15 protein-coding genes and 1 pseudogene are annotated in these 18,075 nt (G+C 42.8%); 10 read left to right on the forward strand and 6 right to left on the reverse strand.

Annotated elements, in window-relative coordinates; genetic code table 11:
* Positions 1-5: 5 nt before the first annotated feature.
* Positions 6-650, reverse strand: a complete 645-nt coding sequence (locus ABOA58_RS24080; RefSeq protein WP_350300328.1) for an SDR family oxidoreductase — start codon at positions 648-650, stop codon at positions 6-8.
* A gap of 358 nt (positions 651-1,008) precedes the next feature.
* On the opposite strand from ABOA58_RS24080, the gene ABOA58_RS24085 reads away from it, so the two are divergent.
* From ABOA58_RS24085 to ABOA58_RS24095, 3 genes are all read left to right on the forward strand, one after another.
* Positions 1,009-1,272, forward strand: a complete 264-nt coding sequence (locus ABOA58_RS24085; protein ID WP_350300329.1) for a CD3324 family protein — start codon at positions 1,009-1,011, stop codon at positions 1,270-1,272.
* Between the two features lie 159 nt (positions 1,273-1,431).
* Complete coding sequence (locus ABOA58_RS24090; RefSeq protein ID WP_350300330.1) at positions 1,432-2,067, forward strand: FusB/FusC family EF-G-binding protein; 636 nt, start codon at positions 1,432-1,434, stop codon at positions 2,065-2,067.
* A 123-nt stretch (positions 2,068-2,190) separates the two neighbouring features.
* Positions 2,191-2,760: an MEDS domain-containing protein gene (locus ABOA58_RS24095; protein WP_350300331.1), complete on the forward strand. Its 570-nt coding sequence runs from the start codon at positions 2,191-2,193 to the stop codon at positions 2,758-2,760.
* 49 nt (positions 2,761-2,809) lie between these two features.
* Here the strand turns inward: ABOA58_RS24095 and ABOA58_RS24100 are convergent.
* Positions 2,810-3,228, reverse strand: a pseudogene (locus ABOA58_RS24100) (cytidine deaminase).
* Between the two features lie 24 nt (positions 3,229-3,252).
* Positions 3,253-4,401 carry an amidohydrolase gene (locus ABOA58_RS24105; protein WP_350300332.1) on the reverse strand — a complete coding sequence of 383 codons (1,149 nt, stop codon included), beginning with the start codon at positions 4,399-4,401 and terminating at the stop codon, positions 3,253-3,255.
* Between the two features lie 434 nt (positions 4,402-4,835).
* On the opposite strand from ABOA58_RS24105, the gene ABOA58_RS24110 reads away from it, so the two are divergent.
* The 6 genes from ABOA58_RS24110 (at position 4,836) to ABOA58_RS24135 (ending at position 10,415) form a co-directional block, all read left to right on the forward strand.
* Positions 4,836-6,155 (forward strand): LLM class flavin-dependent oxidoreductase, encoded by a 1,320-nt coding sequence (locus ABOA58_RS24110; RefSeq protein ID WP_350300333.1) that lies wholly within the window; start codon positions 4,836-4,838, stop codon positions 6,153-6,155.
* Between the two features lie 92 nt (positions 6,156-6,247).
* The gene (locus ABOA58_RS24115; RefSeq protein WP_350300334.1) at positions 6,248-6,781 is read left to right on the forward strand and encodes a GNAT family N-acetyltransferase; all 534 of its coding nucleotides are present in this window, start codon (positions 6,248-6,250) and stop codon (positions 6,779-6,781) included.
* 19 nt (positions 6,782-6,800) lie between these two features.
* Positions 6,801-7,601, forward strand: coding sequence for an amino acid ABC transporter substrate-binding protein (locus ABOA58_RS24120; RefSeq protein ID WP_350300335.1), 801 nt, complete (start codon positions 6,801-6,803; stop codon positions 7,599-7,601).
* 24 nt (positions 7,602-7,625) lie between these two features.
* The gene (locus tag ABOA58_RS24125) at positions 7,626-8,297 is read left to right on the forward strand and encodes an amino acid ABC transporter permease (protein WP_057279163.1); all 672 of its coding nucleotides are present in this window, start codon (positions 7,626-7,628) and stop codon (positions 8,295-8,297) included.
* Between the two features lie 4 nt (positions 8,298-8,301).
* Positions 8,302-9,069 (forward strand): amino acid ABC transporter ATP-binding protein, encoded by a 768-nt coding sequence (locus tag ABOA58_RS24130; RefSeq protein ID WP_350300336.1) that lies wholly within the window; start codon positions 8,302-8,304, stop codon positions 9,067-9,069.
* Positions 9,070-9,074: 5 nt separating this feature from the next.
* Positions 9,075-10,415, forward strand: coding sequence for an MmgE/PrpD family protein (locus tag ABOA58_RS24135; protein ID WP_350300337.1), 1,341 nt, complete (start codon positions 9,075-9,077; stop codon positions 10,413-10,415).
* A gap of 56 nt (positions 10,416-10,471) precedes the next feature.
* Here the strand turns inward: ABOA58_RS24135 and ABOA58_RS24140 are convergent, their stop codons facing one another.
* From ABOA58_RS24140 to gltB, 3 genes are all read right to left on the reverse strand, one after another.
* Complete coding sequence (locus tag ABOA58_RS24140; protein WP_350300338.1) at positions 10,472-10,717, reverse strand: hypothetical protein; 246 nt, start codon at positions 10,715-10,717, stop codon at positions 10,472-10,474.
* Between the two features lie 239 nt (positions 10,718-10,956).
* The gene (gltD, locus tag ABOA58_RS24145; protein ID WP_350300339.1) at positions 10,957-12,438 is read right to left on the reverse strand and encodes a glutamate synthase small subunit; all 1,482 of its coding nucleotides are present in this window, start codon (positions 12,436-12,438) and stop codon (positions 10,957-10,959) included.
* A gap of 16 nt (positions 12,439-12,454) precedes the next feature.
* A complete protein-coding gene (gene gltB / locus ABOA58_RS24150) occupies positions 12,455-17,005 on the reverse strand; it encodes a glutamate synthase large subunit (RefSeq protein ID WP_350300340.1) in 4,551 nt (1,516 codons plus the stop codon).
* Between the two features lie 133 nt (positions 17,006-17,138).
* Here gltB and ABOA58_RS24155 point away from each other — a divergent pair, with 133 nt between their 5' ends.
* Positions 17,139-18,041: a LysR family transcriptional regulator gene (locus ABOA58_RS24155; protein ID WP_076370054.1), complete on the forward strand. Its 903-nt coding sequence runs from the start codon at positions 17,139-17,141 to the stop codon at positions 18,039-18,041.
* Positions 18,042-18,075 lie beyond the last annotated feature (34 nt).

Raw genomic sequence — 18,075 nt, forward strand, 5'->3', positions numbered from 1 at the left:
TTTCGTTAAATTTTCCTCAATGCTTCCGCGATTGCAGTATCGCCAGAGATTAAATCAAATGAACGCTTATAGGTATTTTCTTCGTTCAATGAAGCAAAAATCGTTCGAGCCACATCTTCACGGGTAATCGAACCTCTTTCCAATTCCTCGGCGGCGGTCACTTTGCCCGTTCCCGGTTCATTCACCAGACCGCCAGGCCGAATGATCGTATAATTTAAATCGCTTTGTAACAATGCCCTATCCGCATAGTGCTTGGCCACATAATACGGTTTGATGGCCTCATTCCAGTTATCGCGATTATTGGCCTGAAAAGCACTCACCATGATGAATCGGTCGATTCCCAAGTTTTCTGCCGCTTCAATCGTTTTAACTGCACCATCCAGATCAATCAACAGCGTTTGATCAGCACCGGTGCTCCCTCCTGATCCTGCTGTGAATACGATGGCATCACAGCCTTTTGCCGCATTCGCAATCTCATCCACAGATCCAGTTAAACTGACGACTGCAGATTCAATTCCATTTTTCTCTAAAGACTTACTTTGTTCTTCTTTGCGAACCATTGCCCGTACACTATGTTCCGGGCTATCTTTTAATAAATCCACAAGATGTTTACCGATCTGCCCATTTGCCCCAACTACGAATACTTTCATAAAGTCAGCTCCCATAATGGTTAGTTTGGTTTCCATTCAAATTATTTCATGGACTCAGAACATTATCAAACAATCAGCCCGGCGATTCTGCTTTAACATTGGAAAAAGTTTGGCAACCACTCTTATATATTTTATAATAAGAACAATAAGTGTTCTTCAGAAACACAAAGGGGAGGTGTAAAGATGGCAATAAGAATGTTAATGCCACCTTCTGCAGCGTCTCATGCAAAGCCTAGTATTGGAGGCGATACTTTGCATGGGGTTGAATTAAGCTAAATTTAATCGCCCGCCTTATCATTTCTAATATTCGGCTTTGCACCTTATTTCATTCTTAATAAAGAATAAGGGGCTGGCAGAAATGAAATATGTAAAAGCGACGGCCGTTTTACCTGAAAAGCTGATCGTTGAAATTCAAAAATATGTGCAAGGTGAAACCATATATATCCCTAAACCTGAAACGTCCCATCACAAATGGGGAACCCGATCGGGATCAAGGGAATTGATCGATGACAGAAATGCCTCTATAAAATATGCATTCAAACACGGGCATACCATCCATCAATTAGCCGAGGAACATTTTCTCTCCGCGGAAACCATCAAGAAAATCGTTTATTCTAAATAGGATTGCATGGGTAGCACTGATAATGATATCAGTGCTATTCGTATGCCGAGTATGTTTCTTACTCGTTTTCTCCCTTTTAAAGCAGATCCGATTTCTGTAAAGTAAAGAGAAACGGTATACTGTGAAAAGTATCGAGCAACAGAAACAGGAGTGAAGAAAATGGAACCTTTTATCAGGAGCGAGCAGTATAACTTCATAAAATCCCAAACACAGATTCTCATAAATGGACACGCGACTGCCAACGATAAGGATGTGATCAACACCCTGAAAACAGTCGCCAAAGAAAGAGTATTAAGCTTATTCAGTGACTTGAACGAAGAGCAAAAACAACTGCTGGATCCAGTAGATACCATCAAGGATCCCGCACAAGCCGAAGCCTTTCTCTTACAGGTAAAACCATTTGTGATTCCATTTAAAGAAGTAGCCGAAAAAACGATAAAAAAATTATTTCCTAAAGCAAAGAAATTAAAAACCCCTTTGTTGGAAAACATCGATTTGAGAGAGATTTCATACCTGGGATGGGATGATGTGGGATCCGGAAAGAAATTCATCATTGCACCCCATCATAATAAACTCACCGGATTACATGGAACCATTAAACCTGCCAACAAAAAAGGGATCTGTGCCATATGCAGCCGTTTTGAAGAAGTAGGGATGTTCATGTCTGAAACAAAAGGAACCATCCAAGGGACATTCATTAAAAAAGGGAATTATATTTGTCTGGACAGTATGAAATGCAACCAGAACATAACCACTTTGGATAAAATGACCGATCTGATTGAACGGCTGAAATAATACGGAAAAGCAATCCTTCAAAAGCGAAGGATTGCTTTTTGTTCTTGTTAAAAAATTCTCATTTTGTCTTGCTTATAGAATTCAAGTATAATTGAAGCGATACATGAAAGAAGGATTGATATATTGAAAAGCAAAATGAATCAGTTGTTTGAAGACCAAAAAAATGTTCATGTGCTATATTCCTATACTGAAATGGAAAATTACATTAAACAAGTTTTAGGTTATATCCAAGATGGCATCGCAGCGGGAGATTATGTCATTCTTGTTGAAAATGACCGTATTTACTCCATTATTCATAAAGAACTAAGCACTCGGTTAACGAACGATCAAATGGAGCTCCTTCACTTTGTGAACAACTTCGATTTCTATTGCTCAAGCGGCAGTTATCATCCTCCTGCAATCGAAGAATATTTTAATAAAATGGTACAGCCCTATGTGGAAAATAAAATCTCTTTCCGATCATGGGCACATGTGGAATGGGCAACCCTGGAAGAGCCGCTGCACATCATAGAGGAATTTGAAAGAACAGTAGATGAAGCTGTAAATCTGCTGTCATTTCCATTAATTTGTGCGTACAAAGGTGAGAGGATGCCAGACTACCTGAAAACCATATTGCTGGAAACACATCCTTATGTTCTAAAAGACGATGATATCATCATCTGTGAACAATACTTGCCAACTAGTTTGAAATAATACACTTACACGCTTAGGAATTCCCCTAGGCGTGTTGTTTTCCGTTGCATTATTGAATGATCATCATGAGCAATTCACCGATTTTCACCTTGACCGTTTCCCCATTAACATTCAATATGCCAAAGCAGTCTTATGCATAATCCGAGATTAATTCCCGACACATTCCACATAGGCTAACCACTTTTAAAGCTCTGACTTATCATCGGAATAGGGATACTTAACCGCCACGATTGTATCGAATCCCTTTTCGCCGTCCGATATCGCCTTCCCGATCGCAATGGCTTCTGCACATACGGTAACTCGGCCAATATATGCTTCAATATGTACGGCAGCTACGATTTTTCCTGAATTCGTTTTTAATGCAGCGCCAACATGATGCCTATTTTCCTCATAAAGATCCCTAATTTTTGCACCTGCAGCTTCTATTAAATCACGATTCGACTCAATCAAAGGATAAGTTTTGTTGATTGGCACTCCTTCTCCTCTAAAATTTCATTTAGGGATTTTTTTTAACGCTTCTAAAGCCAATAAGCGGAAATAAGAAGCCGCTGGAAAAAGTGCCGTTTCATCTACTATAAACTTAGGGTGATGCAGGTCATACGGACCGCCTGAACCTATCATTACGAAAGCACCTGGTATTTTTTCTTGGTAAAAGGCGAAGTCTTCCCCTATGGAGCTAGCTTCTAAAGTTTTTGTCGTGTAACCTGCTGTGTCACCAACCTGAAGTGCCAAATCCGCCCATTCAGGCGTATTATCAACTGATGGAGGGCCTGGATGCCAAGATAATTCAACATTTGCATTGAATGTTTCACTTATACCGTGCAGGACCTGTTTCATACGTTTCTGAATGAACTCTCGTTGAGTTTTACTGAAGGTGCGGACGGTTCCTTCCATATATGCACTATCTGGGATAACATTCCACGTTGAGCCACTATGAATTTGGGTGATGCTCAAAACCGCGGACTCTTTTGGCGCCACATTTCGGCTGATGATGGTTTGCAAAGTTGAGATAATATGTCCTGTTATGATAATCGGATCATTACCCTCTTCCGGTTTGGCTGCATGAGAACCAGTTGCTTTAACATGCACTTCAAAGCGATCGACTCCCGCTGTCAGTGCACCATGTTTTGTCCCTAACTCCCCAACTTGCAATGTCGGATCATTATGAAGACCAAATATCACATCAACATCATCCAACACACCTGTTTCCATTAAAGCACTTGCACCATGTCCCGTTTCCTCCGCAGGTTGAAATATCAAACGAATAGTTCCGGACAGATCTCTTTCTTCTTTTTTTAATAAAAAAGCAGTCCCCAAAATGACGGAAGTGTGAAAATCATGACCACATGCATGCATCACGCCGATGTGCCTTGAAGGAAAGTCCACCTCAGATTGCTCCAAAATTGGTAAAGCATCAATATCGGAGCGAAGTGCTATCGTAGGTCCCGGCTTGCTGCCTTTTATCTCTGCTACGACACCAGTTTTTAATGGGAAATTAAGTATCTTAATATTTTGAGATTGAAGCGCTTCTTTAACTTTTTTAGTCGTTTCAAATTCTTTGTTTGATAATTCAGGTGTCATATGAAGATCACGTCTGAATTCCAATAGATAATTTTCCAATTCTACATTGCTTATAGTCACCGGTTGTCCATCTCCTTAAAAATCCGAATATTAAAGAACGAAAGCTATCCAAGCAATATCAAATGAAACAGCTATCAAATAAACTATTTGATAAACGTGTAAAGCATGAGTTCTAGCTTTAGACGCATCGCAAGCATCATAACAATGAATTACTGAAAAGTGTTTATTTCGAATATTCAGCATTGACAATTTATTATACAAGGTGCTACCATGTGAAGTAATTCACTATATTATAGTAACGTATCAATACAAAAAAGGATTAAATTTCTATAGTAGAAAAGAAGTAAAGAGATACATACACATTGGTCGGAAGGAACCCTCTTCTAAACTGGAAGCGGGTTTTATTTTAACATTAATTCATAGTAAACCAGTAAGGATATACTATTATACATCCCCTGCGTTTAAAAGTGAAGACACAAAGGAGCATTTGACATATGAAAAAGAAAACAGTAAAACTTGGGGTATTTTTTGCGGGAACAGGACATCACGTTGCTTCTTGGAGACATCCTAACGCCAATCCGAAAGCAAATATGAACATCGATTATTTTAAGGGGTTGGCGCAGACTGCCGAAAAAGGTTTATTTGATTTATTATTCTTGGCAGATAGTTTATCAGTTGCAAAGGACTCGCATCCTAATATTCTGACTCGATTCGAGCCATTGACCTTGTTATCTTATCTAGCCTCGGCGACTTCCAATATTGGTTTGGTTTCAACGGCCTCCACGACCTACGAAGAACCCTTTAATGTTGCTAGAAAATTTGCTTCTTTAGACCATATTACCTCCGGCCGTGCTGGATGGAACGTAGTTACAACGTCCCTTGCCTCCACTGCAGTAAACTTCAATAAATCTGAACATTTAGAACATGGTCTCCGTTATAAAAGGGCGACTGAATTTGTTGAAGTTACCAAGAAATTATGGGACTCATGGGAAGACGATACGTTGGTTATCGATAAGGAAACAGGCCAATTCATTGATGAAAGCAAGTTTCATGAAATCAATCATCAAGGTGAGTTTTTCTCTGTAAAAGGACCATTAAATATTTCTCGCTCACCTCAGGGGCATCCGGTCATTGTACAAGCAGGTTCTTCTGGCGATGGGCAATTGCTTGCAGCAAAGCATGCAGAGATTGTCTTTACCGCCCAGGAGAATAAGGAGGACGCGGTTGCATTTTACCATGAGTTAAAAGGTCATTTGGCCGCTTTTAATCGGGAGAAAAGCAGCTTGAGTATTATGCCAGGTTTGTTCCCGATTGTGGGACAGACTGAGAAGGAAGCCCAAGAAAAGTACGAGGCATTGCAGGAGCTGATTATTCCCGAAATAGGATTGGCTGTTATGGGAAGGTATTTTGGAAATGTGGATTTTTCGAATATCCCCTTGGATACACCGTTTGCTGATATTTCGTTACCAGATAATGTAGATAGCATCCAAAGTAAATATGATTTGATCGTTAAACGGGCGACCAATGAAAATTTGACGTTACGTCAGACATATCAGTGGGTTGCTGGATCACGTGGACATCATATTGCAATTGGAACACCAACGCAGATTGCGGATAAGATTGAGGATTGGGTTAATGGAAATGCAGCTGACGGCTTTAATATTATGCCAGCCCTCTTGCCTGATTCTTTAACGGATTTTGTTGAACTTGTTGTCCCTGAACTGCAATCAAAAGGAATTTTCCGTACGAAATATGAAAGTAACACATTACGAGGGAATCTTGGCCTGGATAAACCGGTCAACCAATATTCATAAGCTTTAAACATCATACACCCGGCGGATAGTTCTCAAAGACAGAATCACCCAACCGAAGAGGCATTAACTAGATAGAGTATAGGAGGTGCAAGATGAGTCAAATATTTCGTGAAGTACGTGTAGAAGATGTGGATAAATTCCTCCAATTAACATTGGATGCTTATGCGAGTATAAGAGAGTTGGATATTCACTTTTCTGCGGCAACGGCCAAGAGAGAGGAAGCGGTTAAGCATATATCAGAAAATAAGGTATATGTTCTGGAGGAAAATGGGACATTTATTTCGACCGTTTCGATTCGGTTACCTTGGGGCCCTAATCCTGGCCCGCTCGTATTGCCACACATAGGCTGGTTCGCTACAAACCCTGCATATAAGCGTCAAGGCATAGGGAAAAAAGTTCTGTCATGGCTCGAAGAAGAAATTTTGAAGAAGCAACTGAGAGCCCCCGCGGTTACGCTCGGAACCGCGGATAATCATCCATGGCTGAAGGAAATGTACGAAAAAAGTGGATTTGAAGAGATCGGGCAAAAAGATTTAGGCAAAGGTCATCTCACAATATACTTAAGGAAAATCTTACACCCGGGACAATATCAAGCTTGGACTGAAAAACATAATCAAGCCATTTAATAATAGGAGGAAAATAACAATGAAAAAAATTCTTTCCCTTGGACTCTCTTTACTTTTCATATTAGTACTTGCAGCATGTGGCAATTCAAAACAAGAGAATGCTGCCAATGATTCCGAACAAAAAACAATTAAAGTGGGGTCCACTGGCCAAAGCTATCCAAATGGTTATCAAGAGGATGGTAAATTAATAGGTTTTGACGTAGAACTTACAGAACTCATCGCCAAGAATTTAGGATACAAGGTAGAGTGGGTCACTTCTGATTTCAGCGGGATAATGGGGCAATTGGGATCAGGTAAATTGGACACCGTTGCGAATGCCGTTGCTATAACACCAGAACGCCAAGAGCAATTTAATTTTACAGAGCCATATAGTTATTATGGTGCACAAATTGTATCAAGCACAAAAAACGATGATATTAAAAGTTTGGCTGATCTTAAAGGCAAAACCGTTTCCGGTGTGCTGGGGTCTAATAACGTAACAAACCTAGAAAAATATGATAAAAATGGCGATATCAAAATACGAACCTATGAAACCCGGGATGGCGCGATGCAAGATGCCATTAACAACCGTGTAGATGGATATATCAATTCCCGCCCAATCCTGGTTGCAGAAATAAAGAAAAATGATCTTCCGTTAAAACTAGTTGGTGATCCAGTGGCCTATGAAAATGTAGGGTATCCATTTACCAAAACAGATAAAGGCAAAAAATTAAATGATGAATTCACGATAGAAATCAAAAAACTTAAAGAAGATGGTACATTAACGAAGCTGTCCAATAAATATTTTGGTGAAGACATCACCACGAATTCCGGCGAATAAGCATAGCGGAGGTTTTAAAGCATTATGAATTTTGATTTACAATATATGTTGGAAATTTCCCTGCAAATCGCAAAATTTATTCCAATCACTCTGGTTTTAGCCATCATTTCGATGGCTTTAGCCATTATAATCGGACTTGTAGTAGCCTTAATAAGAAATAGCAATATTTTTGGAATCACCCAATTGGCAGGCTTATATATCTCTTTATTCAGAGGAATGCCAACATTGGTACAATTATTCATCATTTATTACGGTTTACCACAGTTATTCCCGTCGTTGTCAACGATGGAAGCCATGACGGCGGCGATCATTGGATTTAGTTTGAAAGAATCCTCTTATTTAGCAGAAATTTTCCGAGCTGGATTGAATTCCGTGGACAAAGGGCAGATGGAAGCGGGCCTTGCAACTGGCATGAAAAGAGTGCAGATTTACTCGCGAATCATATTACCACAGGCTGCTTTAAATGCATTGCCAGCAACAGGGAATACATTTATATCTTTGATTAAAGAAACGTCCCTTGCCTTTACATTAGGAATTACGGAACTATTTGCAGAGGGAAAAATTATAGCATCCGCTAACATGCGCTTTTTCGAGACATATTTGGTGGTTGGCTTGATTTACTGGCTATTGGTTATTCTTTATTCTTGGATACAAAAATACCTGGAGATTTGGCTCAGCAAACCACTTAGAAGGTGATCATATGATAAAAGTAAGAAACTTATCTAAACATTTTGATGATAAACAAGTATTGAACGATATTGACTTGGATATAAGAACCGGGGAAGTTGTCGCAATTATTGGCCCTTCAGGTTCTGGAAAATCAACGTTATTACGCTGTCTTAACCTGTTGGAAAAGCCCAACAGCGGCACCATCGAAATCAAGGATGTAAAATTGGATACCCAAAAATATAAAGAGAAAGACGCGTACCAATTAAGACAGCAAACAGCGATGGTATTCCAACACTATAACCTTTTTAAAAATAAAACGGCCTTAAAAAACGTGATTGAAGCTCTGCTTGTCAGCAAAAAGGTGAAAAAAGAGGAAGCCATTCAAATCGGCGTGGATTTATTGAAACGGGTTGGCTTGGAAAAACAAGCCAAACAATACCCTGCTACCTTATCCGGCGGACAACAGCAGCGTGTCAGCATCGCTAGAGCATTAGCTGTAAAACCACATGCCATTTTATTTGATGAACCTACCTCCGCTCTAGATCCCGAATTGGTTAATGAGGTTTTACAAGTAATACGGGAGTTAGCGAGAGAGGATACCACAATGGTGATCGTGACGCATGAAATGCAATTTGCGAAGGAAGTTGCTGACCATGTCATATTCATGGCAGACGGACATATTATCGAACAAGGAACCCCAGAACAAGTAATTGAGCATTCTCTTAATCCGCGAACTCAGCGTTTTTTACGGCAAATGGGAGATGAGACGGACGTATCTGCCAGGCAAAAAAGGAAGTGAAGTGCATGAACACGGAAAGGTTATCTGAAATGATTTATCATTCCAATCCGTTGGTAAATGAAGTAGTATTACAGGCAGCAATCGAAGGACTTCTTGATTATCTTGCTGTTTCCTATCAAACGAAATCCGAAAAGGAAATTACGATTTTAAAGCAAATCATTTTGGAAGAAGGCGGAAATGGGACGAGTTATTTGATTGGAAGTCACATACATGCAACAAGATCCCAGGCAGCACTCTTCAATGGCTTTCAAGTTCATTTACTAGATTATGATGATGTACATTCAGATGTACGAGGTCATCCAAGCGCAGTCATTTTGTCTGCTTTGTTAGCAGTTGGAGAACCTGAAATGTCCGGAAAACGCTTTTTAGCTGCCTATGTGGTCGGTGTGGAGATCATGGCTCGGTTTGGGGAAGCTATGAACCCCTATCATTATACAAAAGGTTGGCATAATACAGCTACACTTGGCGTAATAGCTGCAGCTGGTGCGGTTGCGTATTTACGGGAATACTCACCACGCTTAATAGCTGAAACCATGAGTCTTGCCGCTACCCAATCGGCGGGTTTACGACTTCAATTTGGCACTGTGGTAAAGCCGCTCCATGTAGGGATTGCTGCTAAAAACGCTGTAGATTCCGCAGATTGGATTCGGATGGGATTACATAGCAACCCCGACTTTTTGAATGATAGGAATGGATTCTTTAAGGTATATGCAGAAAATGGAGTTTCCGGTTTGACGGAAAATTGGGGAAAGACATGGCGGATCGTAACACCAGGATTATGGTTTAAACAGTACCCTTTTTGTTCTGCTGGGGCACATGGCGCAGATGCAGCTGTCTTTTTACATAAGACGTACGATTTGTCGGAAGAAGATATTGAATCGGTGAGTGTTTGCTTTCCTCCAAATGGTGATTCCGCTTTGATACACCATAACCCATCGACTGGTGAAGAAGGAAGATTTTCGATTGAATATATTGTATGGCTCGCGCTAACAGGCAAACCCCTAACCTTTGCTTCTTTTGAATCGAAACCTATTCCCCATTCATGGAGAGAATCCTTTCAAAAAGTAAATAGAGAGACGGATGCAACAATCAAGCCTTCCAAAGCAGCACTCCCAGTGGGACGGTTTACAATTGTAACCGTGACTACAACGAATGGGGATGTACTTTCGAAACGAATCGATACACCTAAAGGAAGTCCTGGAAATCCATTAACAAAATCCCAGCTAAAAGAAAAATTGCATAAAGCCGTAGGAGATGATGTAGAGACAGAAAAAATAATAGCAGCTGTCCATGCACTGAATCGCACATCCCTTGGTGTTCTTCAAGAAGCTGACTATAGAAGCTGACTGATAGTAAATTAGGCGAACAGTATTTATATACTGCTCGCCTAATTTATATACCATCAACCCTTGACGTCCCTCTTCTTTAGCACAGTATCTTTACTCGGGAGTTTCAGCCATTTACTCGTGAATGTCGGCGCTTTACTCGTGAGTACGGGGCATTTACTCGTGAGTTTCGGGCGTTTCACTCGTGAGCTCGGGCATTTACTCGTGAGTTTGGAGCTTTTACTCGTGAGTTTGGAGCTTTTACTCGTGAGTTTGGAGCTTTTACTCGTGAGTTTGGAGCTTTTACTCGTGAGCTCGGGCATTTACTCGTGAGCTTTGAGCTTTTACTCGTGAGTTTGGAGCTTTTACTCGTGAGTTTGGAGCTTTTACTCGTGAGTTTGGAGCTTTTACTCGTGAGTTTCGGCGTTTTACTCGTGAATTTCGACCATTTACTCGTGAGTTTTAGCGTTTTACTCGTGAATTTTGAGCATTTACTTGTGAGTACCCTATTTTCAACCACCACAAAAAAAGAAGCACCATTATGGCACTTCTTTTTTAAAAATTATGGCAATACCGATGCGCCCATCAAGTAGCGGTCCACTTCTCTTGCCACTTCACGGCCTTCATTGATTGCCCAAACGATGAGGCTTTGCCCTCTCCTTGCATCTCCGGCAGCGAAAACTCCTTCGACATTCGTTCTGTAATCGCCATAAACGGCATCAATTTTTTGATTTACTGTTTCTACGCCAAATTGAGTTAATAGCGGCATTTCCGTTCCTTCAAATCCGATTGCGATGAAAACGAATTGTGCAGGCCATACTTTTTCAGTTCCTGGAACTTCCCTGAAAATGTACATTCCGTCATCGCCTTTGATTTTTTCCATTGAGATTGTGTGCAGTTCTTTAACGTTGCCATTTTCATCGGCTACAATCTTCTTTGTTTGGATTGAATATTGACGCGGATCTGCACCGAATTTCGCTTCCGCTTCTTCATACGCATAATCGAGGGAAAACACATTCGGGTAGGCTGGCCACATATTATCAGATGTACGGGCCGTCGGAAGGATTGGATGCTTCCCGAATTGTACGACGCTCTTACATTCCTGGCGAAGAGCAGTTGCAACACAGTCAGCTCCTGTATCCCCGCCGCCGATTACGATGACGTCCTTCCCCTTAGTGTCTAAAAACTTGCCGTCTTCAAAATTGGAGTCCAACAGGCTTTTTGTCGAAGTCGTTAAGTAATCCATTGCAAGGTGAATGCCTGTTGCCCCTCGGCCTTCAATTTTCAGGTCACGCTGCTTTTGGGCACCTGTGCAAAGGATGACTGCATCATATTGATCTTGCAGTTCTTCGGCTGAAATATCTTTGCCTACTTCTGTATTGGTAATGAAGTCGATGCCTTCCTGGGTCAATAATTTGATTCGGCGTGCAACGACATCTTTTTCAAGCTTCATGTTAGGGATACCGTATGTCAACAGCCCGCCTGCACGGTCTGAACGCTCATAAACCGTGACCGAATGACCTGCTTGATTCAACTGGTCGGCACTCGCCAATCCTGCCGGGCCTGAACCGATGATGGCAATTTTCTTGCCGGTCCTGCTTTCAGGGATGCGAGGCGTGATCCAGCCATTTTCAAACCCTTTATCGATGATGGTCCGTTCAATGTTCTTGATGGTAACGGCAGGGTCGCTTATCGCTACCGTACAAGACCCTTCACAAGGGGCCGGGCAGACGCGCCCGGTGAATTCAGGGAAATTATTCGTTTTCGATAAACGGTCCAATGCTTCTTTCCATCTGCCGCGGTACACCAAATCATTCCACTCCGGAATCAGATTATGAATCGGACAGCCCGTTGTGACCCGGTTCAATTCCATGCCCATATGACAGAAAGGGGTGGCGCAGTCCATACACCGCGCTCCCTGTGTACTTAACTTTTCATCAGAGAAAGGAGCTGTATACTCTCTCCAGTCGTTTAAACGAGTGAGAGGATTCCGGTCTTTTGGTTTTTCTCGCGGATAATCCATAAATCCTGTTGCTTTTCCCATCTTTCTCTCCCCTTCCTTACTGCATCACAGCTTGTTTAGTGATTTTTTTATCTTGAACGGCATTTGCTTGAAATGCACTCATGATCGCTTCTTCATCCGTCAGCCCTGCACGCTTCTGCTCATTGATGCTTTTGATCATCCGTTTGTAATCTTTCGGAATGACTTTTACGAATCTCTTAGCGAAATCCTCCCAGTTCTCCAGTACATACGATGCTTTGGCACTTTCTGTATAATGAAGGTGGCTGTAAAGCATTTCTTTTACCTCGTTTGCATCATCCATATCATCAAGTGTCTCGAATTCTATCATTTCACCATTGCATAATGCCTTGAATTCTTCTGCATCATCAGCAAGTACATAAGCGATGCCGCCTGACATGCCTGCCGCAAAGTTTTTGCCGACGTCGCCCAGAATGACCACGCGTCCGCCTGTCATATACTCACAGCCATGGTCTCCAATTCCTTCAACGACGACATTGACTCCACTGTTACGTACGGCAAATCGTTCTCCTGCACGGCCATTAATGTAGGCCTCGCCGCTTGTTGCACCATATAAGGCGATATTTCCGGCAATTACATTGTCCCCGGCCTCGATCTGATTGCCAGAAGGTGCCGTGACAATGATTTTCCCGCCAGATAAGCCTTTCCCAACATAGTCATTCACATCACCAGTCAAATACATCGACATCCCTTTTGGAATGAACGCACCGAAGCTCTGGCCCGCCGATCCTGTAAAACGAAGTGTGATCGTATCTTCAGGCAACCCTTCCTCACCGTAGCGTTTGGATACTTCACTGCCGACAATCGTTCCGACCACACGGTTCACGTTGGTAATCGGGAAGCTGACATCCACCTGGGTTTGGTCATTTAAAGCAGGCTCCACAACAGGTAAAATCTCACGGATATCCAAAGATTCTTCTATTTTATGGTTTTGAGGAAGTTGATACGTACGAATCCCCTCCGGTTGGAAAAGAAGTGTCGTCAAGTCCAGATGCTTCGCTTTCCAATGGTTTTGCGCCCGCTCGCTCACTTGTAAAACATCAGTGCGGCCGACCATTTCTTCCAGTGTTCTAAAGCCAAGCTCAGCCATCGTTTCCCGGACTTCCTCAGCGATGAAGCGCATGAAATTCACGACATGATCCGCATCTCCAGTGAATTTGCTGCGAAGTTCAGGGTTTTGGGTAGCTACCCCGACAGGACATGTATCCAAATGGCAAGCACGCATCATGACACAGCCTAGGACCACAAGCGGTGCTGTAGCAAAGCCGAATTCTTCCGCTCCAAGGATAGCTGCCATGACCACATCGCGTCCCGTCATTAACTTTCCATCCGTTTCAAGGACTACACGGCTGCGCAGGCCATTCAGCATTAATGTTTGGTGTGCTTCGGCAAGACCAAGCTCCCAAGGAAGACCAGTATGTTTGATACTCGTTTTTGGTGATGCACCCGTACCGCCATCATACCCGCTGATAACGATGACATCTGCGGCTCCTTTGGCCACGCCGGCTGCGATCGTGCCTACGCCTGCTTTTGACACAAGCTTGACGCTTATCCTGGCATCACGGTTCGCATTTTTCAAATCATGGATCAGCTGTGCCAAATCTTCAATCGAATAGATATCGTGATGCGGAGGCGGTGAAATCAGGCCGACACCCGGTGTGGAACCGCGGACCTCTGCAACCCAAGGATATACTTTGTTTCCGGGCAGCTGGCCGCCTTCACCCGGCTTAGCACCTTGCGCCATTTTGATTTGAAGTTCATCGGCATTAACAAGGTAATGGCTTTTCACTCCAAAACGGCCGGACGCAATTTGTTTAATACCGCTGCGGCGATTATCGCCGTTTTCATCCAGTTGGTAACGGCTAGGGTGCTCCCCGCCTTCACCGCTATTGCTTTTTCCGCCTAAACGGTTCATCGCAATCGCTAATGTTTCATGTGCTTCCTGACTCAATGAACCGAATGACATCGCGCCCGTTTTGAATCGGCTGACGATGGATTCCACGGATTCCACTTCATCTATTGAAATGCTTTGGCGTTTTTGATCGAACGAGAATAAATTCCGTAAAAACCCGAGTCTCTCTTCATTCGCCAAGTTTGAATATTGCTTAAATAAATTATAATCGCCTTTCCGGCACGCCCATTGCAATGTATGGATCGTTTTAGGATTGAAAGCATGATGTTCCCCTGTTTTTCTCCATTGAAAATCACTTCCGCTTTCAAGCGTTTCATCAAGGGAATCGGCTGCAGCTTTCCTATGGCGAATCAACGCTTCATCTGCGATCGTTACCAAATCGATCCCACTAAGCTGCGATGCCGTACCGCTGAAATAGCGTTCGATCACATCAGCACCGATTCCGACCGCTTCGAAAATTTGTGCGCCGCGATAACTTTGAATCGTTGAAATCCCCATTTTCGACATCACTTTTACGATGCCTTCTGTCACAGAGCTTACATATTTCCTTACCGTTTCTTCGTAGCTGGTGGCCAAACTGCCTTCCAATACCGCCTGCTTATATGTTTCATAAGCAAGATACGGGTAAATCGCATCCACTCCATACCCGATTAGGGATGCATAATGATGGACTTCCCTTGCTTCCCCCGATTCAACGATAATGCTCACCTTCGTACGGTTACCATGGCGGATCAGCTCTTGATGAAGGGCGCTCGCAGCCAGCAGGGAAGGAATCGCAGCTTTTTCTTTGCTCATATCCTTGTCAGATAATATCAAAAGGCTGACCCCATCAGCGATCGCTTGTTCCGCTTCACGGCAGATGCGATCGAGTCCACTCTCTAAATCTTCTGAAAATAAAGTGTGAATGACTTTGCTCCTGAATTCAGGATAGGCATTTTCTTTCAACTGCTGCATTTGACCTGGCGTCAAAACAGGTGAATCCAATTGAATGCGGCGGCTGTTCGTTTCATCCGGTTTCAGCAAATCTCCTTCCGCACCGAGAAATGTCATCGTTGACGTGACGATTTGTTCACGAAGCGAATCGATTGGCGGGTTGGTTACCTGTGCAAAGGATTGCTTGAAATAGTTGAATAGCGATTGCGGGCGATCTGATAAGACTGCTAACGGAATGTCATTCCCCATGCTGCCCAGTGGATCTTTGCCTTCATTAATGACAGGCAGTAAATATTTTTGGACATCTTCATACGTGTATCCAAACGCTTTTTGCCTGAATAATAAATCACTCAATGGCTCCCCTTCGAGCACAGGTTCTTCGTCACTTAATTGAACAAGCTGTTCGTCCAGCCATTGCTGGTATGGATTTTCCTGAGCCATTTCCGACTTGATCTCTTCATCGGAAACAATACGGCCTTCCTCTAAATCTATTAAAAGCATTCTGCCTGGGCTTAAACGATCTTTGTATAATACATTCTCCGGCTCCTCATCGATCACGCCGACTTCAGAGGAGAAAATGATGTAATCATCTTTAGTCACATAATACCTTGCCGGCCTTAAACCATTACGATCCAGGATGGCACCGATTTGCTTGCCATTCGTAAAGGATATGGCCGTCGGACCATCCCATGGCTCCATGAGCATGCTATGATATTCGTAAAATGCCTTCTTTTCCTTCGTCATATGCGGATTTTCCGTCCATGGTTCAGGAATGAGCATCATCGCCGCATGTGCTGGTTTACGCCCTGCAAGCACGAAGAATTCAAGTGCATTATCAAGAATCGAGGAATCACTGCCGTCTATATCCAGAATGGGCAGGACCTTTTGCAGGTCATCCCCGAATGCTTCCGAAACAAACTGCTGCTCACGCGCTTTCATCCAATTCACATTACCTCTAAGCGTATTGATTTCGCCATTATGGATCAGGTAACGGTTTGGATGTGCCCGTTCCCAACTAGGAAAAGTATTCGTGCTGAAGCGGGAATGCACTAAAGCGAAAGCCGAAACGAAGGACTCCTGTTGAAGGTCAAGATAAAAAGCATCCACCTGCTCAGGCGTCAACAATCCTTTGTAAACGATCGTAGCACTTGAAAGGCTGGCAAAATAAAAACGATTGCCGCGTTCACGAGCCCAGTTTTCAGCTTGTTTTCTGATAATGAACAATTTACGCTCAAAAGCTAAATCATCAGTCATCCCTTCGCTTGCCCCGATGAATACTTGGCGAATCGTCGGACATGTCTCCTTGCCGACCTCCCCGATTTTCGTTGCATCAACAGGAACCGTTCTCCAGCCTAATAACGTTTGGCCCTCTTGTTCGATAAATGCATTCAAACGAGCTTCGATTTCATTCCGTTCATCATCATTGTTAGAGAAAAAGAGCATGCCTACACCATAGCGTCCTTTTGCCGGCAAGTTCATTTCCGGGCATGCCAGCCTGAAATATTCATCAGGAATCTGTACCATTAATCCTGCGCCATCTCCTGTAAGGGGATCGCTGCCTTGTCCGCCGCGATGATCTAATTGGCACAGCATATTCAGTCCTTGTTTGACGATGTCATGTGTAGCAAGCCCTTTTAAATGAGCGTATAAACCGATCCCACATGCATCATGTTCAAATTCAGGATGGTAGAGCCCTTGTGCTTTTGGTATTTGATTGTATGTCATATTAATCGCCCCCATCGTATTCTTACACCGTTATGTCACTTACATTTATTCTAGGTTTTCAAATCGATATAAACAATATATAATTCTAGTAGAATCCATCTCAATTTGAGATGAATGGCAGGAGGATGAATAAATGGAACTACGACAATTACGTTATTTTGTTGAAGTCGCCGAGAGGGAACACGTCTCAGAAGCCGCAGAGCACCTGCATATCGCACAATCAGCAATCAGCCGGCAAATCTCCAGACTGGAAGATGAACTTGGCGTTCTTTTATTCGAGAAAATCGGCCGGAATATCCAGTTAACTCCCATTGGTAAAATATTCTTGATCCATGCCAAAACAGCGATACAGGCGATTGAATATGCCAAATATCAAATTGAGGAGTTTTTGGACCCTGAACACGGAAGCATTAAAATCGGGTTTCCGACCAGCCTTTCCACCCATTTACTGCCTACCGTCATTTCCGCTTTTAAAGATGAGCAGCCAAATATCGGCTTCCACTTAAGACAGGGATCTTATTCCTCTTTAAAGGAAGCTGTCAAAAATCGCGAAATCGGATTAGCCTTCCTTGGACCGATTCCGACAAACGATCCAGATATCGAAGGTCATATCCTGTTCACGGAAAACATATCTGCTTTACTGCCAATAACTCACCCATTGGCTGAAAGAAAGAGTCTGCGCCTAAGTGATTTACGAAATGATCCCTTCGTCTTGTTTCCCAAAGGATACATCTTTCACACTATCGCTCTTGAAGCGTGCAAAGCAGCCGGTTTCGCACCTAATATCGCCTCGGAAGGTGAAGACATGGATTCCATAAAAGGGCTCGTTTCTGCCGGAATCGGAGTCAGTCTGCTCCCTGACAGTACTTTTTATGAAGTCATTCCAAGACTGACTGTCAAGATCCCGATCGATACACCCGAAGTCAAACGGACTGTCGGCATCATCACTCCTAAAAATAGGGACTTGGCTCCATCAGAAAAACTTTTTTACCAATTTGCCAAAAAGTTTTTCTCTGTTCTCGAGCAATATCAATAAAACATGGACTTCTAAACTGTTAATGGTAATCGTA

It is taken from the genome of Peribacillus frigoritolerans, from assembly GCF_040250305.1.
In the GTDB taxonomy this organism is placed as follows: Bacteria; Bacillota; Bacilli; order Bacillales; family DSM-1321; genus Peribacillus.